The sequence below is a fragment of the Citrobacter sp. GW821-FHT02E08 genome (assembly GCF_059421685.1).
Genome location: NZ_JBWKVL010000002.1, coordinates 391,951 through 417,791, shown reverse-complemented (window position 1 = coordinate 417,791; position 25,841 = coordinate 391,951). Strand labels below are relative to the sequence as shown.

The window sequence follows — 25,841 nt, the reverse complement described above, 5'->3', positions numbered from 1 at the left end:
GAGAGCATTATGTCTTTTAGCGAGTTTTATCATCGTTCTATCGAACAACCTGAATCATTCTGGGCCGAACAGGCCCAGCGTATTGACTGGCAGCAGCCTTTTACTCAGGTGCTGGACCACAGCAATCCGCCGTTTGCCCGCTGGTTTTGCGGCGGCACGACCAATCTGTGCCATAACGCCATTGACCGTTGGGTGGCTAAGCAACCCAACGCGCTGGCGCTGATTGCCGTCTCATCAGAAACCGAAGAAGAGCGTACGTACACCTTCAGCCAGTTGTATGACGAAGTGAATGTGGTGGCGTCGATGCTACAGTCGCTTGGCGTACAGCGTGGCGATCGGGTGTTGGTGTATATGCCGATGATTGCCGAGGCGCACATTATGTTGCTGGCCTGCGCGCGTATTGGCGCGATTCACTCGGTGGTGTTCGGCGGCTTCGCTTCGCACAGCGTGGCGGCGCGCATTGACGATGCCAAACCGGTGCTGATTGTCTCGGCCGATGCCGGGGCGCGGGGCGGTAAAATCCTGCCGTATAAAAAGCTGCTGGATGAGGCCATCGCTCAGGCAGAGCATCAGCCACGCCATGTCCTGCTGGTGGATCGCGGGCTGGCGAAAATGGCACGCGTGCCGGGGCGCGATCGTGATTTTGCGACGCTACGCCAGCAGCATCTCGGCGCGAAGGTGCCTGTCGCCTGGCTGGAATCGAACGAAACCTCCTGCATTCTGTATACCTCGGGAACCACCGGAAAACCGAAAGGGGTGCAACGTGACGTCGGGGGCTATGCGGTGGCGCTGGCGACCAGCATGGACACCATTTTTGGCGGTAAAGCGGGCGGCGTCTTCTTTTGCGCGTCGGATATCGGCTGGGTGGTTGGGCACTCCTACATTGTTTATGCACCGCTGCTGGCGGGGATGGCGACCATTGTTTATGAAGGGTTGCCGACGTATCCGGACTGCGGCGTATGGTGGAAAATCGTCGAAAAATATCAGGTTAGCCGGATGTTCTCCGCACCGACCGCCATCCGTGTGCTGAAGAAATTCCCGACCGCGCAGATTCGCAACCACGACCTCTCCTCGCTGGAAGTGCTCTACCTGGCAGGTGAACCGTTGGACGAGCCTACTGCCAGTTGGGTGACGGAAACGTTAGGCGTACCGGTTGTCGACAATTACTGGCAGACGGAGTCCGGCTGGCCGATTATGGCGCTTGCCCGCGGACTGGACGACCGTCCCTCGCGGCTCGGCAGTCCCGGCGTGCCGATGTATGGCTACAACGTACAGTTGCTCAATGAAGTGACCGGCGAACCGTGCGGCGTCAACGAAAAGGGAATGCTGGTGATTGAGGGACCGCTGCCGCCGGGGTGTATTCAGACCATCTGGGGCGATGACAGGCGTTTTGTGGACACCTACTGGTCGCTGTTCTCCCGCCCAGTCTACGCCACCTTTGACTGGGGGATCCGCGATGCTGACGGCTATTACTTTATCCTCGGACGAACGGACGATGTGATTAATGTCGCCGGACACCGTCTGGGCACCCGTGAAATCGAGGAGAGTATCTCCAGCTACCCGAACGTGGCGGAAGTGGCGGTGGTAGGGGTGAAAGATGCGCTGAAGGGGCAAGTGGCGGTCGCGTTTGTTATTCCCAAACTGAGCGACAGTCTGGAAGACCGCGATGTGGCGCACAGCGAAGAGAAAGCGATCATGGCGCTGGTGGACAGTCAGATCGGCAATTTTGGTCGTCCGGCACACGTCTGGTTTGTTTCTCAGTTGCCGAAGACGCGATCCGGGAAGATGCTCAGGCGTACGATCCAGGCCATTTGCGAAGGGCGCGATCCGGGCGATCTAACGACCATTGACGATCCTGCGTCGCTCGATCAGATCCGTCAGGCGATTGAGGAGTAGTTCTGGTGCCCGGTGGCGCTTCGCTTACCGGGCCTACAGACCATCCGACAATCTGTTAACCCCAGCTCACCCGATAATGATAGTGCCCGGCGCTAAGCTGGAATTCCGGCGAGACGGAAGGACTCCAGGAATCATCGCCGCCGACACCCATATGAAAACCATCAATATTAATCCAGGTCCCGGCTTCAGGCTGTAGCAAATGGCGGTGGCTGGTTACCATCAATTGCTGCTGGCTGTAGCGACTGATGTTGAAGTGGAAGTCGCCGCGCCAGCGGTGTGCGCCATATTTCAGCTCGCGCGTCCCGCAGCGCAGACCATTTTCACTCGGGAAGACGTAGGGGGTATACATCTCATCTAGAGGGAGATCCCAACGGTCGAAACAGGCGGAGGCAAGGCGATCCGGATAGTTTTCGTGTGGCCCCAGCCCCAACCAGTTCACCCGTTCTGCGACCTGGGCGAGTTGGCAACTCAGACCGATACGCGCCGGATGCGGCGTACCGCTGGCGACCTCAACATCCACGCTAATCTGCATCTCACCATGACCGTCGATACGGTACGTTTTACGACTGATAAACAGCGTTTCGCCCTGATATTGCCAGGCGTGGGTGGTGGTCAGCAGCACGGCGCGGGAAAGTGCGTCGGCGTCGCATTGCAGCAGCACTGCGTGCAACTGGTAGTGACCGGCGGCCTTCCAGCGTTCAACCCAGGCGTTCGGGTCGATACGGGCGACTTCACTCACCCCGATGTCGTTGTCCAGCGGCGCCCGCGTGAACTGGTCAATAAGCGGGGTCAGCAACTGTGCTTCATCGTTGATCCAGTACTGTGTCAGCACACCCTGCTGGCGACAGAATTCCCAGCGTTTGTCGTTCGCCGTAATGTTGAAGGCGGTTTCGCTGGCGGTAAGCTGCGGGGCTGTGTCGGCGCGTGGAGGCAGTTGCGTATCAAGGGTCTGATTCAGCTTCCACTGCTGCCAGGCGCTGATATGTCCGGCCTGCGACCAGGCGGTTGCCTGCGGCTGCTCGACACGCACCGTTAACCACTGTTGACCTGCCGTTTTGGCCGCAGGAATCTCTGGCAGCACGATGACCTGGCGGCCCTGGGGGGCGATATCCAGAACCACTTCTCCGGTCGCAAGTGGGTTGCCGTCCTGCGTCAAGGTCCAGTGCAGAATCTCGTTATCGCTATGGCGGAACAGGTATTCGCTGGTCACTTCAATCGTGCATTCTGCGCCCGGCAGTCGCGAAAACTGAAAAAACTGCTGTGCGTGTTTCGCTTCATACAGCGCGGGGTGCGGCGTGCGATCGGCAAATACCAGCCCATTCATACAGAACTGGCGATCGTTGGGCGTGTCGCCGAAGTCGCCACCGTAGGCGGACCAGGGCTGACCGTCGGCGTCGTATTTGATCAATGACTGATCGACCCAGTCCCAGACAAAACCACCCTGCAGGCGCGGATACTGACGAAACGCCTGCCAGTATTTGGCGAAGCCGCCGAGGCTGTTGCCCATCGCGTGGGCGTATTCGCAGAGGATCAGCGGACGCTGTTCGCCGGGCATCGACAGCCATTTTTTGATCGACCATTTCGGGACGGCGGGGAAGGGTTGATCCTGATCGACGCGGGCATACATCGGGCAGATGATGTCGGTGGCGGCGGTATCCGCGCCACCACCTTCGTACTGCACCGGGCGAGAGGGATCCTCTGATTTCAGCCAACGGTACAGCGCGTCATGGTTAGCGCCGTGACCGGATTCGTTGCCCAGCGACCAGATGATAATGCTGGGGTGGTTACGATCGCGCTGTACCATACGCGTGATGCGCTGGCTCATGGCAGGCAGCCAGGTCGGATCGTCACTCAGGCGATTCATCGGCACCATACCGTGGGTTTCGATATTGGCTTCATCCACCACATACAGGCCGTAGCGGTCGCACAGGGTATACCATAGCGGATGATTCGGGTAATGGGCGCAGCGCACGGCGTTAAAGTTGTTCTGCTTCATCAGCAGGATGTCCTGCACCATAGTCTCTTCGTCCATCACCTGACCGTTTTTTGGGTGATGTTCATGGCGGTTGGCGCCACGGATCAGCAGGGGTTTGCCGTTCAGCAGCAACAGTCCATTTTCAATACAGACCTGGCGGAAGCCGACATCGCAGGCTTCAGCTTCAATCAGCGAGCCGTCTGCTGTGTGCAACTGAACGACGGCACGGTACAGATTTGGCGTTTCTGCGCTCCACAGTGCCGGGCGCTCGACGTTAATGCGCAGCGTCGTGCGGTCTGCATAGGCACCGCGCTCATCAATGATATCGCTGCCAAACGGTGAGGTACTTGTCCCAGCGAGCGTCTCCCCCTGCCACAGGTCTACGGTGACGCGGAGATCGTTACGCGGGACGCCCGCCAGTCTGACGTCCGTCTCCAGCACGGCGCGGCTGAAATCATCGTTAAAACGGGTGTTGACGCGCAGGTCGCGGATTTGCGTGTCTGGTTTATGCAGCAAAGAGACATCGCGGAAGATACCGCTCATGCGCCACATGTCCTGATCTTCCAGATAGCTGCCGTCGCTCCAGCGCAGCACCATCACCGCCAGTCGGTTTTCACCCTTGAGCAGGAAGTCGCTGAGATCAAATTCGGACGGCAGACGACTGTCCTGACCGTAGCCCACCCAGCGACCATTGCACCACAGATGAAAAGCCGAATTCACGCCATCAAAAATAATGCGGGTCTGCCCTGACTGCCGCCAGCTTTCATTAATATCAAATGTGAGCGAGTAACATCCCGTGGGGTTCTCAGCCGGAACATACGGGGGATTCACCGGGAACGGATAGGTGATGTTCGAGTAGATGGGGACGTCGTAGCCTTCCATTTGCCAGTTTGAGGGTACGGTAATGGTATCAGTATGCGGCAAATCCCCCGAAAGCCAGCTTTCCGGGATCGCTTCAGGTGAGGCAAACCAGGCAAATTTCCATGCACCGTTAAGGCTTCGTCGTTGCTCTGACTGTAGATTGTTTTTCGCATCATCAGCAGTGCGCCAGCTATAAAACGGCGGATGCGCTTCAAGGCGATGATGCTGCGTGACACCGGGGTTTTCCCAGTCGCGTCTGGCCAGTACGGCGGCGAGTGAATCTGTGTTCAGGGGCATGGCAGGATCCTGTCTTTATGTGTTATTCGTTCACAATTTTAATCAACATAAAGTGCGCTGCGAGAACCTGTAAAGCCGGGGACGTAGAGTGGGTGAACTGACTCACAGTAATGACGGTGAGCCGGATTTGAGCGGAGAAACCTGACCGGGGTTGAGCGATAGTTGTTATCTTTAATATGTTGATAGAAAAGTGAAAGATAAAATAGTGAGGGAAATGTGAGTGACTCTGCGGCAAAGAACATTCTGTCTATCTACCGGCGTCACGCCGATGCCTATGCCAGCCAGCGATCGCGGACACTTTTCGAAAAACGCTGGCTGGATAAATTCATCGCCGTCATTGGCGGGAAGGGAAGCATTCTCGATATCGGTTGTGGAAATGGTCAGCCGATTGCTGACTATCTTATCCAGCAAGGTTTTCAGCTTACCGGTGTTGATGGCTCTGCGGCGATGCTGGCGCGCGCCAGGGCGTCTTTTCCCGACCAGCGCTGGCTGGAGCAGGATATGCGCGAATTAACGCTCAATGACACTTTTGACGGTCTGATTGCGTGGGACAGCTTTTTCCATTTAACCCAGCAGGACCAGCAAAAGATGTTCCCGATTTTTGCGCAGCTCAGTCATCCTGGCAGTGCGTTAATGTTTACCAGCGGCCCCGAAAACGGGGTAGCCATGGGGCAGTTTGAGGGCGAACCGTTGTTCCATGCCAGTCTTGCCCCACAAGAGTACCGCGCACTCCTGTCAGCAAACGGTTTTGAGGTTGTGGATATGATGATGGAAGATCCCCACTGCACGGGGCACACCATCTGGCTGGCGAAAAAACGAGGTTAAGCGTTCGCTCACGCCACACCCTGGAAGGTTTTGCGCCATTAAAATGTGAGCGTTTCACCATCTTCCGGCACGTTCACGAATTCTGCAATTTTGTTATCCCGGGCATACTGCCTGAGCGCGTCACGGGTGAGTAGGCAGTGGTTTATGGCTTCCATATGGGTGGCCATAATCTGTGCCTGCGGCAGTGCGAAGTGGGTTTTTAGTACGTCTTCCGCGCCCATAATGATCGGGCCGAAACCGAGAACGTGCGCAAACCCTGCATTCACGACCACCACATCAGGCTGGAAGGTCGACATCGCGGTTTCCACCTCGTCGCGCCAGATTGTATCGCCGACCAGATACAGCGTTTTCTCCTCCGGATGCTGGAAAATCACCCCGCAAGCCTCCCCTAAACGTTCCGCCATTTGTGGAATGGCGTAAGCGCGATCCGAACCGTGCTGACCGCCGGTTTTACGCAGGGTGATATCGCCCAACACGGTGTTATCCGACAAAACGGTAAGCCGGGTGAAACCCTGATCCCGCAGCGTTTGCGCATCCTGGGCATTTTGCACGTAGACAGGTTTGTCCTTTGGTATCGTGCGGGCCGCAGCCTCATCCCAGTGATCTTCATGCAGGTGGGTGACGATCAGGGCATCGGCTTTCAACAGTGTGTCAATACTGCACGGGAGTTCCACCGTGGGATTACGGATCTCCGCGCGCGCCGTTCCGGCAAATCCTGGGTATGCGCGTTGCGGGGCCAGCATCGGGTCTACCAGAAACGTTTTGTGGCCAAAGGTGATGAGCTGCGTGGCATTACGGATTTGGGTGATATTCATGATGTTTACTCCACGTGGTGAGTCAGTGATGCCATCGTAGAGTGTTGTCCAGAAGATGAATGTGGGCAAATGGGCAAGTCACGATGAGATTGGGCCAATCGACCCGTCGGTTTCAGCGCAATCGCCCGGCGCATTCCTGAAATCCACAAACACGGCTGCTCACTCCACGCTGTGCCTGGATGCGGCAAACAGGTACAGCCTCAAAAAATACAGGTATAATCCCCATAAATATTCAACCGGTTTAGATACGAAGATGACGAAACTCACCTTACAAGAGCAGATGCTTAAAGCTGGATTAGTGACCAGCAAAAAAATGGCCAAAGTCCAGAGAACGGCTAAAAAATCACGCGTTCAGGCGCGTGAGGCAAGAGAGGCCGTGGAAGAGAATAAAAAAGCGCAACTTGAGCGTGATAAACAGCTGAGCGAACAACAAAAACAGGCTGTTTTATCGAAAGAGTATAAAGCGCAGGTGAAGCAACTTATTGAAATGAACCGAATCACCATTTCAAGAGGCGATATTGGTTTTAACTTCACCGACAACAATTTAATCAAAAAAATCATGGTGGATAAGCTGACTCAGGCTCAGCTGATCAACGGTCGTCTCGCGATTGCGCGTTTGGCTGTTGATAACAGTAGCGAGAGCGAATACGCGATTATCCCCGCGAGCGTAGCCGATAAGATCGCCCAGCGGGATGCGAGCAGTATTGTGTTACACAGTGCGCTGAGTGCAGAAGAGCAGGATGAAGAAGATCCGTATGCTGACTTTAAAGTACCCGATGATTTGATGTGGTAAATAAAGGTAGTCCAGACTTAAGCCAAAGGCATAGTCTGTGCAGGCGTTGTGCTTTACACTGCGCGCAGCAAAACTGAGTAGATAAACGATTAATCAGGCGGTAATGGCGATGAACGGAACGATCACAACGTGGTTTAAAGATAAAGGCTTTGGATTTATCAAAGATGAAAACGGTGATAACCGTTATTTTCATGTGATTAAGGTCGCCAATCCGGAGCTTATTAAGAAAGATGCGGCGGTGACCTTCGAACCGACCACCAACAACAAGGGCTTGTCAGCCTATGCGGTGAAAGTCGTCCCGGAAAGCAAATACATCTACATTGCGGGCGAGCGCCTTAAGCTCACCTCGATCAAGTCTTTCCTGGTGTACAGCGAAGAAGTCCCTGTCGATACCGGCATTGATAAAGAAAACGCGGTGCTGTCGGTGGGGATCCTGATGAGCAATATCAGACCTAAAACAGACGCGAAGCCTGGCGAGATGCGCTCGGTGAAAAAACTGGCAATCACCACCTTCCAGGGCACGACGTTAATCTTCTCGGAAGATGAGATAGACATCGAGGCCACGGTAAAAATGCTCAAGATCTGAAATCATTCGGACTGACCCGTGCCGAAATTCTGTGGCTCAGATAAGCAGAATTTCGGCACCGCTTATCCCTCCCGGAAAATAAAACTTACCGGCACCGTTTTGGTCAACCAGACGCCATTATCGGCCTGATAAAATTTGATCCCTTTCTCGTGCATTAAGCGTGCATCAATCTTCAATACCACCGGTTTTCCGTGCCGCTTGCCAACTGCCGTTGCCGTAGCTTCACTTTCCTCTACCACTGCGAGGGGCACCCGACGATAACGATGACAGAGCAGTCTGCTGCGCACCTTTTTGTTTCTAATCATTACGTCTTACCCTCTGACAAGCGCCAGCCCTTAAGGTGTGGCATCAACGACCGGTTTGAGCGAGCGTTAAAAATGGGCGATGGTACAGGTTACCGTTTGCGTCGTTGTGATAGGGTGATTTTCTGTTTATTAACGTCGAAAATTCCTACAGGAGCCACAACATGTCGCAGCATAATCCGTTGAACGCCATCCTCGAAAAGCAAGATTTCTTGTTGCTGGATGGGGCGCTGGCAACGGAACTGGAAGCGCGTGGCTGTACGTTAGCGGACAGGCTCTGGTCCGCCAAAGTGTTAGTGGAAAACCCGGAAGTGATCCGCGAGGTTCACCTGGACTATTACCGCGCGGGCGCGCAGTGCGCCATTACCGCCAGCTATCAGGCCACATCCGCAGGTTTAGCGGCGCGCGGTTTCGATGAGACGCAATCAAAAGCACTTATCGGAAAGAGCGTTGAACTGGCGCGTAAAGCGCGGGAAGCGTATCTGGCTGAAAACCCGCAGGCGGGCACGCTGCTGGTGGCGGGCTCCGTGGGACCCTACGGTGCGTTTCTTGCTGACGGTTCTGAATACCGTGGCGACTACCTGCGTAGCCGCGAAGAATTTCAGGCGTTCCACCGTCCACGTGTGGAAGCGTTGCTGGATGCGGGCGCCGATCTGCTGGCCTGCGAAACGATGCCGAATTTTGTCGAGATCAAAGCACTGGCAGAACTGTTGAACGCCTGGCCGCGCGCCCGTGCGTGGTTCTCTTTCACCCTGCGCGACAGCGAGCATTTAAGCGACGGCACACCGCTGCGCGAGGTGGTCGCGTTCCTCAGCCATTTCCCACAGGTGGTGGCGATTGGCGTCAACTGCATTGCGCTGGAAAATACCACCGCCGCCTTGCAGCATTTGCAGGGACTGACGTCGCTGCCGCTGGTGGTCTATCCGAACTCGGGCGAGCATTACGATCCGGTGAGTAAAAGCTGGCATCAGCACGGCGAATGCAACGCGCGGCTGGCGGATTATCTGCCGCAGTGGTTGGCGGCGGGGGCGCGGTTGATTGGCGGGTGTTGTCGCACCACGCCAGAGGATATTGCCGCTATAAAAGCGCGAAGCTGACGTTAGGCCCGGTAAGGCGTTAGCCGCCATCTGGCATTGATTGCCTGATGGCGCTTCGCTTATCAGGCCTACAAATTTATCAGGCCTGCGAAAACATCACGCCGCATCTGCCAGTACAAACATCCCGTACGGGTGGATTTCGAGGTAGTAGTGCTCGCCGACGTCCGGTTGCAGGCGAGTCGCGTTAACCTGCAATAAGATCTCCTGCCCGTGCCACTCTACTGTCACCTCATACTGCGGTCCCATATAGGCTACATGCTGAATCACACAGCGCTGACACTCTTCGCCGCGATCGCTTAAGGTAATCGCTTCCGGACGTACGCCGACTGTGCCTTCTCCCTGGCTGGCAAAATGCAGCGCCCTCGGCAGGCGATAACCGTAGATATCAACAAACTCCTGACTGAAGGTGGCCGGGAACAGGTTGGCGTCGCCCATAAAGCTCGCCATAAAGCGCGACGCAGGTTGGCGATAGAGATCCTGTGGCGAGCCGATCTGCATGATATGCCCTTTGTTCATGACCAGCACGGTATCGGACACCGCGAAGGCCTCGCTCTGATCGTGGGTCACATACAGCGAGGTGATATCAAACTGCTTTTGCAGCTCGCGGATTTTATCGCGCATGCTGCGGCGCAGGTTGGCGTCGAGGTTACTCAGGGGTTCATCAAACAGCAGCACTTTGGGTTTGAGGATCAACGCGCGCGCCAGCGCTACGCGCTGCTGCTGACCGCCGGAGATCTGATCAACATAGCGGTCTTCGAATCCTTCCAGATCCACCATCGCCAGCGCCTCTTTGACGCGCGCTTTTACTTCGCTGCGTGATACGCCGAGCATCTTCAGACCATAGCCGACGTTTTCGCCCAGCGACATATGCGGAAACAGGGCATAAGACTGAAACACCATGCAGATATCGCGCTGCTGAATAGAGCGATGCGTGACGTCTTCGCCATCAATAAAAATCTGCCCTTCGCTCGGTTTCTCCAGCCCGGCGACCAGACGCAGAATGGTGGTTTTGCCGCAGCCGGAGGGACCGAGCAGCGTCACCATTTGCCCCTGCGGAATAGTGAGATTGATATTGTCGATAACCGTGTTGTTACCGAAACGTTTGGTGACGTTGCGCAGTTCAACAAAATTTTTCTGACTCATAGTGCGCTCCATTACGCCTGGTTTTTGGCTTTTGAACGGGAGATTCGTGCTTCCCCGATCAGCCAGTCAAAGAGGAAAATAATCGCCAGCATCACCACGATCAGAATCGAGCCGTAGGCGATCGCCACCCCGTATTCGCCATCTTCCACGCGGTTCAGAATGTAGGCCGTTGCCACGCGGGTATCTGGCGTGACGAGAAAGACAATGGCGCTGACGGTGGTAATGGCGCGTACGAAGCTGTAGATCAGCGCCGAAAGGATCGCCGGGCGTAGCAGCGGCAGCAGGATGTGCGTAATGGTGCGTAAGCTCCCGGCGCGCAGGCTGAGGGAGGCTTCATCGAGCGATTTATCGATTTGACCGAGGCCAGCGATCCCGGCACGGATGCCGACCGGCACGTTACGCATCACCATTGAGATAATCACTATCGCTGCCGTTCCGGTGAGGTAAACCGGGGCGCTGTTAAAGGCGAGAATATACGAGACGCCCGCCACGGTACCCGGTACGGCAAAGCACAGCATGGTGGTGAATTCGATGGTCTTTTTACCTTTGAACTGCTGGCGTACCACCACCCAGGCGATCAGCAAACCGAAGGCGGCGGTGATCGGCGCGGCGATGCCGGCGTAGAGCAGGGTATCAAGCAGTGAAGGCCATGCCCCGTCGCTCATCCCCTGGCCGAACAGCTTGATGAAGTTATCCAGCGTCAGGGTGTAGTCCACGCCCCAGTTGACGGTGAAACTGCCGTAGAAAATGCTGCCATAGAGCAGGGCGTTAAAGGCTATCCACACCGCCAGAATGGCGATTACGCTCCAGACCAGGGTGACCGGCAGCGGCTGCACGTCGCCACGGTAGGACTTACCGGAAACGGTGACGTAAGAACGTTTGCCGATCCACATGTACTGGATGCAGAACACCAGCAGTGAGAACAGCAGCAGGAACGCGCCGAGGGTGCTGGCAGCCTGATAATCCAGCTGTGAACCGGTGATATAGAAATAGATTTGCGTCGCCAGTACATCGAAGTTACCGCCGAGCACCAGCGGGTTACTGAAGTCAGCCAGCGACTGCACGATAACAATTAAGAAGGCGTTCGCCAGCGCCGGTTTAAGCAGTGGAACAAACACGCCGTTAAAGGTCTGCCAGCGGCTGGCGCGCAGGGTATAGGAGGCCTCTTCCAGTGATGGGTGAATGGTTTTGATTGCTCCGTCGAGGATCATAAACGCCATCGGGGTGAATGCCAGCACCTGTGCCAGCCAGATACCGGTAAAACCGTACAGCCAGTTGGTATTGGTTAAGCCGAACCACGCCACCATCAATTCGGTGATGTAGCCGGAGCGGCCCATCATCAGCGTGACGCCCAACCCGACCACAAACGGTGGGGTGACGATCGGCAAAATGGAGAAGATGCGCCCGATAATGGCGCTGCGTTTGGCGATGCGGGTGGTGTAGATCGCCAGCACCAGCCCGAAGAAGGTACACCCTACGCCCACCGCAATCGACAGGGCGATGGAGTTGAGGATCACCTGAATAATATGCGCCTGCGACAGCACGGTCATAAACGCCAGCGGGGCGAATTCGCCTGCGTCGTTGGTGAACATCGGGATAAAAATGGCGATGCTCGGCCAGACGATAAAGACGCCGATTAATGCCACGATGGCGACCAGTGAACCGATCACAAAACGGTCGCCGCCCAGCCATTCGAGGCGGGTCAGCGCCAGCGTCATGATCGCGCCCAGCGCGACAAACAGCACGATAGTCGCATATCCTAAACCGCGCCCTTCAATGGTGGCGCTGATGACGATAAACGCCATGCACAGTAGCGCCCAGCCCGCGTCAAGGTAATGGCGGCTACGCTGTTCGCGTTTCGCCTCCTGGAACGGGCGTACCAGCAGCAGACTCGGCAGCAGATACCATAACCAGCTGATATTGAACTGCGACCAGCCGTAGGACTCAAGAATTTCATCGCCCGTGGATTCCAGCAGGCCGTAATCGAGGCTCCAGCTTGGCAGCAGGGCAAACGCCAGCCAGCCCAGCAAAACCCAAAGGAATATCGCATCCCGTTTTTTCACGGGATGGAGTGCAAGTGTGTGTGACATACGTTTTCCGGTGCTCAATCCTGACGTAGGCCGGATAAGCGTAAGCGCCATCCGGCATTCAGGGTGACGATAATTGCCGGATGGCGGCGTTGCCTAATCCGGCCTACGTAACCTTACCTGGAGAAAGTCATCGTGATGCTTATTTACCCATCTTCACTTCGCTGACCCATTTATTGATCAATGCCTTACGTACATCTGTAGAGCCGTATTTATCCATGTCGTAGTTGATCAGTTTCAGGTCATCGAGCTTCAGCGAGTTCGGTGAGGTTTCAGCGGTGGTGTTGGTCAGGATCTGATAGGACTTGCCTTTCTTCCACGCCAGTTCCTGTGCGTCTTTCGACAGCACCCAGTCGACGAACAGTTTGGCGTTGTCGAGGTTACGTGCGCCCTTCAGGATGCTGACGCCGCCAATTTCATAGCCAGTACCTTCGCACGGTGAGATCAGTTCCAGCGGCGCGCCCTGTTCTTTTTCCAGCGAATAGTCGTGCAGGAAGCCGATGCCGATGGCGGTTTCGCCGCGAGCAGCGTTACGCGCCGGGGCAATCCCGGATTTGGTGTACTGAGAGACGTTGGCGTTCAGTTGTTTCAGGTAATCAAAGGCCTGGTCTTCGCCCCACAGTTGGGCGAAGGTCGCCAGCGCGGTGTAAGCGGTGCCGGAGCTTTGCGGGTCGGCAATCTGAATTTCACCTTTGTATTCAGGTTTGGTCAGATCTTTCCAGCACTTCGGCACCGGCAGATTTTTCTCTTTCAGACGCTGGGTGTTCACACCAAAGCCGAGAATACCGACGTAGACCGCAGAAGAGTAGTTGCCTTTCACTTTCGCCGGGTCGCGGAATTTCTCCATTACCTGCTCCAGATTTGGCGATTTGTAAGGCTGTAGAAGATCCATTTCACCGGCCTGAGACTGCGGATCAAGCGTGCCGCCGTACCAGACATCGGCCTGCGGGTTTTTCTTCTCGGCATCGACCTTCGCCAGCGTGCTGCCAGAACCGTTGCGGATGAACGACGTTTTCACGTCATATTTATCGCCGAAGGCTTTGGTTTCCGCTTCACACATTTCGTTGGTGGCGCTGCAGTAAACCACCAGGCGACCCTTGGCCTGTGCTGCACCGCTTAAGGTTGCCAGCGCAATGCCGGAAGCAATCAGGGTAGTGACCAGCGTTTTTTTCATTGTTTTATCCTTTGACCGGGAGAGGTTGTAATACCCGCCATCAATAGCGGCATCAGCAATAAACCCATAAATACGGCGGCGACCGAGAGCAAACTGAACATCCCGGACCAGCCATAGTGTTCAATCACCTGCGACAGAGGCCAGCCAGCCAACGCGGCACCCAGATAGGCGAACAGGCCGAGAAAACCGGTGATGGAGCCTGCTGCGGCTTTGTGTCCGCATTCGACAGCCGCGAGGCCAATCAACATTTGCGGGCCAAAGACAAAGAAGCCCACCGTAAAGAAGCAGACCGCCAGCAGTGCGTAGTGATGCACTGGAGCCAGCCAGAGCGCGGCGACGGAGACCATCAGCCCCAGCGTGAACAGCAAAATCATCGGTGCCCGCTGGCCGCTGAACAGCAAATCTGAGCCCCATCCGGCGAACAGTGCGCCAAGCAACCCGCCGACTTCAAACAGCATCACCGTCGCGTTGGCGCTGAGCAGATTGACGCCGTGGCTTTCCGTCAGCCAGATGTTGCCCCAGTCATTGAGCGCAATACGAATCAGATAGACCAGCACGTAAGAGACGCCGAGCAGCCAGATCATCGGGTTCTTCAGCATTGTGGTGCGTAACATTTGCCCTAACCCCATCGGTGGGCTTTGCTGCTGCTGGCGGAGTTCCAGCGGGTCATGTCGCCATTCACCTACCGTTGGTAATCCCTCTTCCAGGGGCGTACCTTTCAGTTGCAGCGTCAACCAAATGCCTAATGCCATGCTGATGATCCCCGGTGTCAGCATCGCCGCCTGCCAGCCCCATGAATGGGCGGCGAAGGCGCTAATGAGCGGGATAATGGCCCCGCCAATGTTGATCGACATATTCCAGCAGCCCCACCAGAAACCGCGTTCGTTGCGCGAATACCAGTGGGTGAGCAAGCGGGCGCAGGGCGGCCATCCCCAGCCCTGAAAAAATCCGTTTAGCGTCCAGACCGCCAGCAGCAACGTCAGTGACTCGCCAAAGGCGAATACCACGTTCAACAGTCCGGTGGCGAACAGTCCTACCCCCATAAACCAGCGCTGCCCGTGGCTGTCGTGCCATAGCCCGGCGGTGAATTTCGACAGGCCGTAGGTCAGGTAAAACAGCGACCCCAACAGGCCGATATCGCCTTTATCCAGTCCAAGATCCGTTTGCAGCGCCGGGAGTATGTAGTTCACGCTTTTACGCGTCAGATAAAACGCGGCATACCCGATGACCATGCACATCAGCAACCGGGGACGTAGAGTCCGGTATTGTTGGTCTGTTTCAGTTGCTGGGCGTGCGTGCATGGTGTCTCCGTTTGCGCTGACTATAGGAAAGTGAAAACCAAAGGGGATGAGAGAAAGTCCGCAGTGACTAAGACTTTTTCCTGGTTAATACGGGGTTTGTTGCAAAACTGTGGGCAAGTTAACAATTACTCGCGTGCCGTGCTGCGATTCCAGCGTCAATTCTCCACCAAGCGCATTCACGCGCTCGCGCATTCCCTGAATACCGAATCCGGGGATTTTTGTTGAGATGATACCCACGCCGTTATCTTTCACTTCCAGATGCAAGAGTGCGTTGTGCTCGCGCAACACGATGGATATCTCGCTGGCACCGGCATGTTTACAGACGTTATTCAGTAGCTCTTGTAACAGGCGGTAGAGGGTGAATTGCACCGTTTCACTCTCTGGCGGTTGCGCTATCTGGTAATCAAAGCGGCAGGTAATGCCGCGCTCAGCAAAGGCAAATTCGTTGACCAGATGATGCAACGCCTCTTTAAACGACAGCTCATCGAGGGCGGGCGGACGTAACTGGCGTAACAACTGGCGTGTCGAGTGATGAATACGTCGGGCAAGATCGTTTATTTGAGCGGCGGCAGCCAGCGTTTGCTCCGGATCGCGCGCCCGTTTTACCAGCTGTGACTGGATCTGAATGGCGGTGATGTTTTGGCCGATTTCGTCGTGCAGTTCGCGCGCCAGGTTTTTTCGCGTGTCTTCCTCGGTATGGATCAGTTTTTCAGTCAATGCCCGTCGGGCTGCTAATTCGGCCTCAAGCCGTTGACGATAGTGGTGCAGGTTTTGCGCCAGATGCTGTTGGCGGCTGATGGCAATTCCCAGACCAATGCCGAGCAGCGCCTGAGTCGCCAGGAAGATCTCCAGCTCAATGAGATTACTGAACCCCACGCCGACCTGACGGGCAATGGTGATCATCATGCTTCCTAACAGGCCGGAGAGCACGCCGCCCTGCCAGCCAAACTTCCACGCCATGACCACATTGGGCAAAAACACAACAATCAGCAGCAGGCGTTCAATTTCTGGCGATAGCACCATTTGAGTGCCGATACCGATAATAAAGAACAGGCTGCACCAGATGATGAGCGACGTGCGCAGCGGAGGGTTACTCGTATCCAGCCCCAGCAGATGATAGCGGTGCTGCTGGCGCAAAAATTCGAAGATCAGATAAACGAACGGCGTCAGCAGCACGCCCCCGGTAAACGAGGCGAGGCCGGGCAGCATCGCCGGGATTTTCATAAACGGTGAAAGCAGGGCGGTGTTAAGTAATGAGGTCGCGGTAACCGCCGCCAGCAGCAGCGTTAGCCGTTGCCAGTAAAGGGGAAACCGGTGCCAGAAAGTCTGAGTAATGCTGGCGGGGATCAGACTAATGAGCGGTGCGGCCAGCAGAATATACCCATTCAGTAACTGCTCGTTGTGTAGCCAGAGCAGTATCAGAATGGGCGGCAGTACCAAAGCGGGCCAGTAGCGGCGCGACAGCAGGATCAGCAGCGCAAGATAGACGCCGTGCGGCAAAAACAGCGCCGCCTGCTGACCGTTATGGGTCAGATAAAATCCAAGCGTCCAGAGCATCAACCAGCCCGTTCCCCAGGCCAACACAATGAACAGTGAGATCACCCAGTGACGAACGCTGCGTGACATTTAATGCCCCGTCAGCAACTGATGGTCGAGCGCGAAATGCACCAGCTCGATAGTGCTGTGGCACTGTAGTTTGCCCAGCACATTCGCGCGATGCACGTGAACCGTTTTATGGCTCAGATCGAGTCGGAAGGCGATCTCCTTTACGCTGTCACCTTTCACAAGGAGATCAAACACTTCGCGTTCTCGTGGGGTGAGGACATCCAGCACCTGCGGCTGTTGGTTACCACCGCGTAACGCCCGCAACGCGTCGGCGCACAGATAATGACCGCCCATGCCGACGGAACGTACTGCCTGCACCAGCTCTTCGGGTCCACAGCGTTTGGTCAGATAGCCGCTGGCTCCGGCATCCAGCGCGCTCTGCACAAAGGCTGGCGTATCATAGATGCTGAGGACAATGGCGCGGAAGTCGGGTTTTTGCGCACGCAGTCGCTTCAACAGACTCAGGCCGTTTTCATCCGGCATGGCGATATCCAGTACGGCGACGTTTACGTCATGCCTTATCAGAGAAGGCCATGCCTCGGCAGCGCTGCTGTATTGACCGGTGACCTCGAGATCGTCTTCGAGGCCTAATAATTGCGCAAAGCCGGAACGAACCACCACGTGGTCATCCACCAGCACAACACGAATCATAATAATCTTCTCTTGCCAAATTATGACCCTATGATGCCTGTCAGCACTGTGCTGGCAATCATCGGGACGTAGTTATGTAATGAATGTAACAAAATCGCAATGTTTTGTCTGGCGCGCCTGTAGCCTGTAGGCCGGGTAAGGCACTTGCGCCGCCATCCGGCATTGGTGCCAGACATGCCTCTTGTTACTGCGCAAAATTGCTAACCTTTGCCGTTTTATTTCTAAAAACGCTTTGTTCTTAGCCAGAATTTTTAATTCCTTTATCAAACTCAGCCGCCACGAAATACTGCCTCCATAACAAAATAGGGGAGCAGACAATATGGCTTTAACATCGCGTAGCACCGTCATTGCCGTACTGGTATTCATCGCTTTTCAGGCGCAGGCGGTTAACGTCACCGTCGCGTATCAGACGTCTGCGGAACCGGCGAAAGTGGCGCAGGCAGACAACACGTTCGCCAAAGAGAGCGGGGCCACCGTTGACTGGCGCAAGTTCGACAGCGGCGCGAGCATTGTGCGGGCGCTGGCCTCCGGCGATGTGCAGATCGGCAATCTGGGTTCCAGCCCATTGGCGGTCGCCGCCAGTCAGCAGGTGCCAATTGAAGTCTTTTTGCTCGCGTCAAAACTCGGTAATTCTGAAGCACTGGTGGTGAAGAAAAACATCAGCAAGCCCGAAGATCTGATTGGCAAACGGATCGCCGTTCCCTTTATTTCGACCACCCATTACAGTTTGCTGGCGGCCTTAAAGCACTGGGGGATTAAGCCCGGCCAGGTGGAGATTGTGAACCTGCAACCGCCTGCAATTATTGCCGCCTGGCAGCGCGGGGATATCGACGGCGCCTACGTCTGGGCGCCTGCGGTGAACGCGCTGGAAAAAGACGGCAAGGTGCTGACCGACTCCGAAAAAGTGGGTGAATGGGGCGCGCCGACGCTGGATGTTTGGGTAGTGCGTAAAGACTTTGCCGAGAAGCATCCGGAGGTGGTGAAAGCGTTCGCCAAAAGCGCCATCGATGCCCAGCAACCCTATCTCGAGAATCCTGATGAATGGCTGAAACAGCCGGAAAACATCAGCAAACTGTCGCGCCTAAGCGGTGTACCCGAAGCCGACGTGCCGGGACTGGTGAAAGGCAACACCTATCTGACGCCGCAACAGCAGACGGCTGAACTCACCGGACCGGTAAACAAAGCGATTATCGACACCGCACAGTTCCTCAAAGAGCAGGGCAAAGTACCCGCCGTGGCGACAGATTACAGCCAGTACGTCACCGACCGCTTCGTGCAATAAAGGAGGCGCTGATGCTGCAAATTTCTCATCTCTTTGCGGATTACGGCGGTAAACCGGCGCTGGATGATATCAGCCTGACGCTCGACAGCGGTGAACTGCTGGTGGTGCTGGGGCCGTCGGGCTGTGGAAAAACCACACTGCTGAACCTGATTGCCGGATTCGTGCCGTATCAGCGCGGCAGCATCCTGCTGGAGGGTAAGCCGGTGGACGGCCCAGGCGCAGAGCGCGGCGTGGTCTTTCAGCACGAAGGTCTGCTCCCCTGGCGTAACGTGCAGGATAACGTTGGATTTGGCCTGCAACTGGCGGGCGTAGAGAAAGCGCAACGTCAGCAGATAGCGCAGGAGATGCTGAAAAAGGTCGGGCTGGAAGGGGCGGGAAAACGTTTTACCTGGCAGCTTTCCGGCGGGCAGCGCCAGCGGGTGGGGATTGCTCGCGCGCTGGCGGCGAATCCGCAGCTTTTGCTGCTGGACGAGCCTTTTGGCGCGCTGGATGCTTTTACCCGCGAGCAGATGCAAACCCTGTTGCTGACGCTCTGGCATGAGACGGGCAAAAAGGTACTGCTGATTACGCATGATATTGAAGAGGCGGTATTTATGGCCACCGAACTGGTGCTGTTGTCTCCAGGGCCTGGCCGGGTGCTGGAACGTCTGCCGCTGAACTTTGCCCGCCGGTTTGTCGCGGGTGAACCGAGTCGCAGTATTAAGTCCGATCCGCAGTTTATCGAGACCCGTGAATATGTGTTAAGCCGCGTCTTTGAGCAACGGGAGGCCTTTTGATGAGTGTGGTGATCGGTGATAAGCCGCGTCAGCGGACGTTGAAATGGCGCTGGCCATTCTCGCGACAGATAACGTTAAGTCTCGCCACGCTGGCGGTTATCCTCGCCGTGTGGTGGATGGTGGCGGCGTTGCAGTTGGTAAGCCCATTGTTTCTGCCACCGCCGGAGCAGGTATTGCAGAAACTGATCGCGATTGCCGGGCCGCAGGGCTTTATGGATGCCACTCTGTGGCAACATTTGGCGGCCAGTCTGACCCGCATTGTGCTGGCGCTGCTGGCGGCGGTGATTATCGGTATTCCAATCGGGATCGCGATGGGGTTAAGCCCGACGGTGCGCGGCATTCTTGATCCCATTATCGAACTTTATCGCCCGGTGCCGCCGCTCGCCTATCTGCCGCTGATGGTTATCTGGTTTGGCATTGGCGAGACCTCCAAGATCCTGCTGATTTATCTGGCTATTTTCGCGCCTGTCGCGATGTCGGCGATGGCGGGAGTAAAAAGCGCGCAGCAGGTTCGCCTTCGCGCGGCAAGATCGCTGGGCGCCAGCCGTATGCAGGTGCTGTGGTTTGTGATTCTGCCCGGTGCGTTACCGGAAATCCTCACCGGATTACGTATCGGACTGGGCGTTGGCTGGTCGACGCTGGTGGCGGCGGAGCTGATTGCGGCAACGCGAGGTTTAGGTTTTATGGTGCAGTCGGCGGGGGAGTTTCTGGCGACCGACGTGGTGCTGGCGGGTATCGCAGTCATTGCGGTGATTGCCTTTCTTTTAGAACTGGGTCTGCGTGCGCTCCAGCGACGCCTGACACCCTGGCATGGAGAAGTACAATGAGTGAACGTCTGAGCATTACCCCGCTGGGACCGTATATTGGCGCGCAGGTTTCCGGTGCGGATTTAACCCGCCCGCTGAGCGATAACCAGTTTGAACAGCTCTACCACGCGGTGCTGCGCCATCAGGTGGTGTTCCTGCGCGAGCAGGCCATCACGCCGCTGCAACAGCGCGCGCTGGCGCAGCGTTTCGGCGAACTGCATATTCATCCGGTCTACCCGCATGCCGAAGGGGTCGATGAGATTATCGTGCTGGATACCCATAACGATAATCCGCCGGACAACGACAACTGGCACACCGATGTGACGTTTATTGAAACACCGCCCGCCGGGGCGATTCTGGCAGCCAAAGAACTGCCCTCAACCGGTGGCGATACGTTATGGACTAGCGGGATTGCGGCGTTTGAGGCGCTTTCAGCGCCTTTCCGTCAGCTGTTGAGTGGCCTTCACGCGGAGCATGATTTTCGTAAATCGTTTCAGGAATATAAATATCGCAAAAGCGAAGACGATCATCAGCGTTGGCTGGAGGCGGTGGCAAAGCACCCGCCATTGCTGCATCCGGTCGTACGCACCCATCCGGTGAGCGGTAAGCAGGTGCTGTTTGTGAATGAAGGTTTTACCACGCGGATTGTCGATGTGACGGAAAAAGAGAGTGAAGCGCTACTCGGATTCCTGTTTGCGCACATCACAAAACCTGAGTTCCAGGTGCGCTGGCGCTGGCAACCTGATGACGTGGCGATTTGGGATAATCGGGTGACGCAACATTACGCCAACGCCGATTACCTGCCGCAGCGGCGCATTATGCACCGGGCGACCATTCTGGGCGATAAACCTTACTTCCGTGCAGGTTGAATATTGGCTAATGGCGCTTCGCTTACCGGATCTCCATTTTTGTAGGCCGGAGATAGCGAAGCCGCCATCAGGTAAAACAACTTAACGCATAACACCGTTCACTTAAGCCAATGAATGAGGGGAAACACCGGGATTGGGTTCCCGGAGGGACGCCAAACCCGGTGGTCGCCCCGGATATCCCGGTATTAAACTCACGGTGTTAACTTAACGCAGGATTTTTTTCTCAGCCAGATCCAGCGCAAAGTAGCTGAAGATCAGATCCGCGCCCGCGCGTTTGATCGACCCTAAGCTTTCCAGCACCACTTTCTCTTCATCAATCGCGCCAGCCATGGCGGCGAATTTGATCATCGCGTATTCGCCACTCACTTGATAAGCGCCGATCGGCAGTTCGGTGCGTTCACGGATATCACGCAAAATATCCAGATATGCGCCAGCCGGTTTCACCATCAGGCAGTCAGCACCCTGCGCTTCGTCGAGCAGTGATTCGCGGATCGCCTCACGACGGTTCATCGGGTTCATCTGGTAGGTTTTACGATCGCCTTTCAGCGCCGTGCCTGCCGCTTCGCGGAATGGGCCATAGAAAGAGGAGGCGAATTTGGTGGAATAGGACATGATGGCGGTGTCGGTAAAGCCTGCGGCATCGAGCGCCTGGCGGATTGCCTGCACCTGACCGTCCATTGCTGCGGAAGGGGCGATAAAGTCAGCGCCTGCTGCTGCTGCCACGACCGCTTGCTTACCCAGATTGGTCAGCGTTGTGTCATTATCCACACCGTGTTCGCACAGTACGCCACAATGACCGTGTGATGTGTATTCGCAGAAACAGGTGTCAGACATGACAATCATTTCCGGCACCGTTTGTTTGCAGATACGTGACATACGTGCCACCAGACCATCTTCCTTCCAGGCATCGCTGCCGGTGTCATCGGTATGGTGCGAAATGCCAAAGGTCATGACGGAACGAATGCCCGCGTTGGCAATGCGCTCAATTTCGCGCGCGAGATGCTTCTCTGGAATGCGCATGACGCCGGGCATCGCTTCAATTGCTTCATAGTCGTCGAGTTCTTCTTCAACAAAGATCGGCAACACCAGGTCATTTAAGCTGAGTGTTGTCTCTTCAAACATAGCGCGAAGCGCAGCGGATTTGCGCAGGCGGCGAGGGCGTTGGATTAAGTCTGTCATGGTATGCCTGATGTTTGTGGAATCGAAGGCCGTAGTATACCTGAAGCTGCGTGCGAGTGTTTTACGAAAGTTGGCCTTATGCTTTTGCTTTCACGATTTATTAAATAAATAGTTGAACAATATTTTGTTATGGCTGGCTAAATATTTATATTGGCGGGTGAAATCGTTGTTTTTTGCATATTTAAAATATCAATTTATTTTATTTTGTTATTATTTGAATGATGGCTAATTATTTATTCGCTGTTTTGTTTTTACTTGTTTTTATTATTGATGATTTGTATGGATCTTTCTTTTAAATTCTATATAACGCACTAATTTTTAATGATGTTTTTGAGGTTCTTATTAGATGGTTGCAGTGTTCTGTTTATTGTCCGATTTCGGACTGCCGGGAAAGAATAATTGAACCTTTTAGTGCGGGTACCGCATAATCGTCCTTGCGAAATACACTGTTTTTTTACGCATTGATAATTGACGGACCAACGATATTACGTCCCTGAGGAGGGATGACAAATGCACTCCTGGAAAAAGAAACTTGTAGTCTCACAATTAGCATTGGCTTGCACTTTGGCAATCGCCTCTCAGGCAAATGCTTCCACTGATATTTCTGGTACTACTTACACAACGTTTACGCACTATAACGACGCAACTTATGCTGACGGCGTTTATTATGATGGTTACGTCGGCTGGAACAACTACGCGACCGATAGCCTTTACAACGGAGATATCTACCCGGTAGTCAATAACGCGACCGTTAACGGCGTAATCTCCACCTACTATCTGGATGATGGTCTTTCGACGAATACCAATAGTAATAGTCTGACAATCAAAAACAGCACCGTGCACGGAATGATTACTTCAGAGTGCATGACGAGCGATTGTGCAGGTGGTCGTGATACGGGTTATGTTTATGATCGTCTGGCGTTGACCGTTGATAATTCAACGATCGACGATAATTACGAACATTATACTTATAATGGCACAAACACTGATGGCACTGCCGATACTCACGTTGTAGACGTTTATAACATGGGGACCGCCATCACCCTGGATCAGGAAGTCGATCTGGCGATTACCAATAACTCACATGTCGCGGGCATCACGCTGGCTCAGGGCTATGAGTGGGAAGATATTGACGACAACACCGTTAGTACTGGCGTAAACAGCGGCGAAGTGTTCAACAATACTATCACTGTGACTGATTCTACCGTGACGTCAGGTTCCTGGTCAGATGAAGGAACTTCAGGCTGGTTCGGCAATACCAATAACGCAAGCGACTATAGCAATACTCTGACTGCTGATGACGTTGCGATTGCCGCAATTGCGAATCCGTATGCAGACAACGCGATGCAGACGACGGTCAATCTCAGCAATTCTACTCTGATGGGCGATGTTGTGTTCTCCAGCAACTTCGACGAAAACTTCTTCCCGAACGGTGCTGATTCCTATCGTGATACCGATGCCGATCTCGACACCAATGGCTGGGATGGTACTGACCGCATGGATGTTACCCTGAATAATGGTAGCAAATGGGTCGGTGCAGCAATGTCTGTACATCAGGTTGATACCGATGGTGATGGTGTATATGACAGCGTAGCTGCGGGTACTGATGCGACGGCAACACTGATCGACATTGCAGCCAATAGCCTGTGGCCATCTTCCACCTATGGCATTAACACTGACGGTACCGCTTATGATGAAGACGGTCACGTTGTTGGCAACGAAGTTTATCAAAGCGGTCTGTTCAACGTAACGCTGAACGGCGGTTCTGAGTGGGATACTACCAAAGCCTCTCTGATTGATACGCTGAGCATCAACAGCGGCTCTCAGGTCAATGTAGCGGATTCCCGACTGGTTTCTGACTCCATCTCCCTGACCGGTGGTTCTGCTCTGAATATCGGTGAAGATGGTCATGTCGCTACTGACTCTCTGACTATCGACAACAGTACCGTATCTTTGGCTGACGATGTCTCTGCTGGCTGGAATGAAGCTGATGCGGCGCTGTATGCCAACACCATCACCGTAACCAACGGCGGTCTGCTGGATGTCAATGTTGATCAGTATGATGCCAGTCCGTTCCGTACAGATGTATTGAATCTGACCAGCACGACTGATACTGGCGGTAATATCCATGCAGGGGTGTTCGACATTCACAGCAGCGATTATGTGCTGGATGCCGACCTGACCAACGACCGCACCAATGACACCACGAAGTCTAACTACGGTTACGGTGTTGTTGCGATGAACTCTGATGGTCATCTGACCATTAATGGCAACGGCGATGCCGACAGTTCTGCTGATCAGTCCGAAGTGGATAACGCAGGCGACCACGTTGCAGCTGCAACCGGTAACTACAAAGTCCGTATCGACAACGCAACAGGTGCTGGCTCCATTGCTGACTACAACGGCAAAGAGCTGATCTATGTGAATGACAAGAACAGCACTGCGACCTTCTCTGCGGCAAACAAAGCCGATCTGGGTGCTTACACTTACCAGGCTGAGCAGAAAGGCAATACTGTTGTGATGCAGCAGATGGAGTTGACCGACTACGCGAACATGGCGCTGAGCATTCCGTCTGCTAACAGCAATATCTGGAATCTGGAGCAGGATACCGTAGGTACGCGTCTGAGCAACTCTCGTCATGGACTGACAGATAATGGTGGTGCTTGGGTAAGTTACTTCGGTGGTAACTTCAACGGCGACAACGACACCATTAGCTACGATCAGGATGTCAACGGCATCATGGTGGGTGTTGATACCAAAGTTGACGGTAACAACGCTAAGTGGATTGTGGGTGCTGCAGCAGGCTTTGCGAAAGGTGACATGAGTGACCGTACAGGTCAGGTGGATCAAGACAGCCAGACTGCCTACATCTACTCTTCTGCCCACTTCGCGAACGACATTTTTGTTGATGGCAACCTGAGTTATTCTCACTTCAACAACGATCTTTCTGCATCCATGAGCGACGGTACTTACGTTGACGGCAGCACCAACTCTGATGCCTGGGGCTTCGGTCTGAAACTGGGTTACGACTGGAAAGTGGGTGATGCAGGTTATGTCACTCCGTACGGCAGCGTATCCGGCTTGTTCCAGTCTGGTGATGACTACCAGCTGAGCAACGACATGAAAGTTGACGGTCAGTCATACGACAGCATGCGCTATGAACTGGGTATTGATACCGGTTATACCTTCACTTACAGCCAGGATCAGGCTCTGACTCCGTACTTCAAACTGGCTTACGTTTACGACGACGCCAACAACGATGCTGACGTAAACGGTGACTCTATCGACAACGGCACCGAAGGTTCAGCGGTACGTGTTGGCCTGGGTACACAATTTAGCTTTACCAAGAACTTCAGCGCCTATACCGATGCTAACTATCTCGGTGGCGGCGACGTAGATCAAGATTGGGCGGCAAACGTGGGTGTTAAATATACCTGGTAATTATTTCTCTCTGAGAAAGTTACTAAAAATTATTTAATCTAAGAAATGCCCGTCAAGGATTTGACGGGCATTATTGCATA

Annotated in this window: 20 protein-coding genes; 10 read left to right on the top strand and 10 right to left on the bottom strand. The window is 54.7% G+C overall.

Features of this window, described 5'->3' with window-relative positions:
* The first annotated feature begins 9 nt into the window (after positions 1–9).
* The gene (gene prpE / locus AC07UY_RS04225) at positions 10–1,896 is read left to right on the top strand and encodes a propionate--CoA ligase (RefSeq protein WP_494661629.1); all 1,887 of its coding nucleotides are present in this window, start codon (positions 10–12) and stop codon (positions 1,894–1,896) included.
* A 55-nt stretch (positions 1,897–1,951) separates the two neighbouring features.
* Here the strand turns inward: prpE and AC07UY_RS04220 are convergent, their stop codons facing one another.
* A complete protein-coding gene (locus tag AC07UY_RS04220) occupies positions 1,952–5,029 on the bottom strand; it encodes a beta-galactosidase (protein ID WP_494700696.1) in 3,078 nt (1,025 codons plus the stop codon).
* A 216-nt stretch (positions 5,030–5,245) separates the two neighbouring features.
* Here AC07UY_RS04220 and AC07UY_RS04215 point away from each other — a divergent pair, with 216 nt between their 5' ends.
* Positions 5,246–5,854 carry a class I SAM-dependent DNA methyltransferase gene (locus tag AC07UY_RS04215; RefSeq protein WP_494661627.1) on the top strand — a complete coding sequence of 203 codons (609 nt, stop codon included), beginning with the start codon at positions 5,246–5,248 and terminating at the stop codon, positions 5,852–5,854.
* Positions 5,855–5,892: 38 nt separating this feature from the next.
* Here the strand turns inward: AC07UY_RS04215 and AC07UY_RS04210 are convergent, their stop codons facing one another.
* On the bottom strand, positions 5,893–6,669 hold the full coding sequence (locus tag AC07UY_RS04210; protein WP_494700697.1) for an MBL fold metallo-hydrolase: 777 nt from the start codon (positions 6,667–6,669) through the stop codon (positions 5,893–5,895).
* 253 nt (positions 6,670–6,922) lie between these two features.
* Between AC07UY_RS04210 and AC07UY_RS04205 the strand changes: the two genes are divergently transcribed.
* Both AC07UY_RS04205 and AC07UY_RS04200 read left to right on the top strand, forming a co-directional pair.
* Positions 6,923–7,462 (top strand): DUF2058 domain-containing protein, encoded by a 540-nt coding sequence (locus AC07UY_RS04205; protein ID WP_494700799.1) that lies wholly within the window; start codon positions 6,923–6,925, stop codon positions 7,460–7,462.
* A 103-nt stretch (positions 7,463–7,565) separates the two neighbouring features.
* A complete protein-coding gene (locus tag AC07UY_RS04200) occupies positions 7,566–8,048 on the top strand; it encodes a cold-shock protein (RefSeq protein ID WP_203358728.1) in 483 nt (160 codons plus the stop codon).
* Between the two features lie 62 nt (positions 8,049–8,110).
* Here the strand turns inward: AC07UY_RS04200 and AC07UY_RS04195 are convergent, their stop codons facing one another.
* Positions 8,111–8,353, bottom strand: coding sequence for an RNA 2'-phosphotransferase (locus AC07UY_RS04195; RefSeq protein WP_494661625.1), 243 nt, complete (start codon positions 8,351–8,353; stop codon positions 8,111–8,113).
* 161 nt (positions 8,354–8,514) lie between these two features.
* Between AC07UY_RS04195 and mmuM the strand changes: the two genes are divergently transcribed.
* Positions 8,515–9,447: a homocysteine S-methyltransferase gene (mmuM, locus tag AC07UY_RS04190; protein ID WP_494661624.1), complete on the top strand. Its 933-nt coding sequence runs from the start codon at positions 8,515–8,517 to the stop codon at positions 9,445–9,447.
* 96 nt (positions 9,448–9,543) lie between these two features.
* Here mmuM and fbpC read toward each other — a convergent pair whose 3' ends face one another.
* The 6 genes from fbpC to AC07UY_RS04160 all read right to left on the bottom strand — a co-directional run bounded on the left by fbpC (position 9,544) and on the right by AC07UY_RS04160 (position 17,408).
* A complete protein-coding gene (gene fbpC / locus AC07UY_RS04185) occupies positions 9,544–10,590 on the bottom strand; it encodes a ferric ABC transporter ATP-binding protein (RefSeq protein ID WP_192611304.1) in 1,047 nt (348 codons plus the stop codon).
* A gap of 11 nt (positions 10,591–10,601) precedes the next feature.
* Positions 10,602–12,680: an ABC transporter permease gene (locus AC07UY_RS04180; protein WP_494661623.1), complete on the bottom strand. Its 2,079-nt coding sequence runs from the start codon at positions 12,678–12,680 to the stop codon at positions 10,602–10,604.
* Positions 12,681–12,819: 139 nt separating this feature from the next.
* Positions 12,820–13,851 carry an ABC transporter substrate-binding protein gene (locus AC07UY_RS04175; RefSeq protein WP_276292644.1) on the bottom strand — a complete coding sequence of 344 codons (1,032 nt, stop codon included), beginning with the start codon at positions 13,849–13,851 and terminating at the stop codon, positions 12,820–12,822.
* Entirely contained in the window at positions 13,848–15,176 is a 1,329-nt protein-coding gene (gene uhpC, locus AC07UY_RS04170) for an MFS transporter family glucose-6-phosphate receptor UhpC (protein ID WP_494661654.1), read from the bottom strand. The genes AC07UY_RS04175 and uhpC overlap by 4 nt, the downstream gene beginning before the upstream one ends.
* Before the next feature lie 60 nt (positions 15,177–15,236).
* A complete protein-coding gene (locus AC07UY_RS04165; protein ID WP_494661622.1) occupies positions 15,237–16,778 on the bottom strand; it encodes an MASE1 domain-containing sensor histidine kinase in 1,542 nt (513 codons plus the stop codon).
* Complete coding sequence (locus AC07UY_RS04160; RefSeq protein ID WP_192611309.1) at positions 16,779–17,408, bottom strand: response regulator transcription factor; 630 nt, start codon at positions 17,406–17,408, stop codon at positions 16,779–16,781.
* A 319-nt stretch (positions 17,409–17,727) separates the two neighbouring features.
* On the opposite strand from AC07UY_RS04160, the gene tauA reads away from it, so the two are divergent.
* From tauA to tauD, 4 genes are read left to right on the top strand one after another with little or no spacing between them, the layout of a single operon-like run.
* Positions 17,728–18,690 (top strand): taurine ABC transporter substrate-binding protein, encoded by a 963-nt coding sequence (gene tauA, locus AC07UY_RS04155; protein ID WP_494700698.1) that lies wholly within the window; start codon positions 17,728–17,730, stop codon positions 18,688–18,690.
* An 11-nt stretch (positions 18,691–18,701) separates the two neighbouring features.
* A complete protein-coding gene (gene tauB, locus AC07UY_RS04150) occupies positions 18,702–19,466 on the top strand; it encodes a taurine ABC transporter ATP-binding subunit (RefSeq protein WP_494700699.1) in 765 nt (254 codons plus the stop codon).
* Positions 19,466–20,293: a taurine ABC transporter permease TauC gene (gene tauC / locus AC07UY_RS04145; RefSeq protein ID WP_494700700.1), complete on the top strand. Its 828-nt coding sequence runs from the start codon at positions 19,466–19,468 to the stop codon at positions 20,291–20,293. The genes tauB and tauC overlap by 1 nt, the downstream gene beginning before the upstream one ends.
* A complete protein-coding gene (gene tauD / locus AC07UY_RS04140; RefSeq protein WP_494700701.1) occupies positions 20,290–21,141 on the top strand; it encodes a taurine dioxygenase in 852 nt (283 codons plus the stop codon). Before tauC ends, tauD begins: the two co-directional genes overlap by 4 nt.
* A 204-nt stretch (positions 21,142–21,345) precedes the next feature.
* Here tauD and hemB read toward each other — a convergent pair whose 3' ends face one another.
* Positions 21,346–22,320 (bottom strand): porphobilinogen synthase, encoded by a 975-nt coding sequence (hemB, locus tag AC07UY_RS04135; RefSeq protein ID WP_494700702.1) that lies wholly within the window; start codon positions 22,318–22,320, stop codon positions 21,346–21,348.
* Between the two features lie 510 nt (positions 22,321–22,830).
* Here hemB and ehaB point away from each other — a divergent pair.
* The gene (gene ehaB, locus AC07UY_RS04130) at positions 22,831–25,761 is read left to right on the top strand and encodes an autotransporter adhesin EhaB (RefSeq protein WP_494700703.1); all 2,931 of its coding nucleotides are present in this window, start codon (positions 22,831–22,833) and stop codon (positions 25,759–25,761) included.
* Positions 25,762–25,841: the final 80 nt, after the last annotated feature.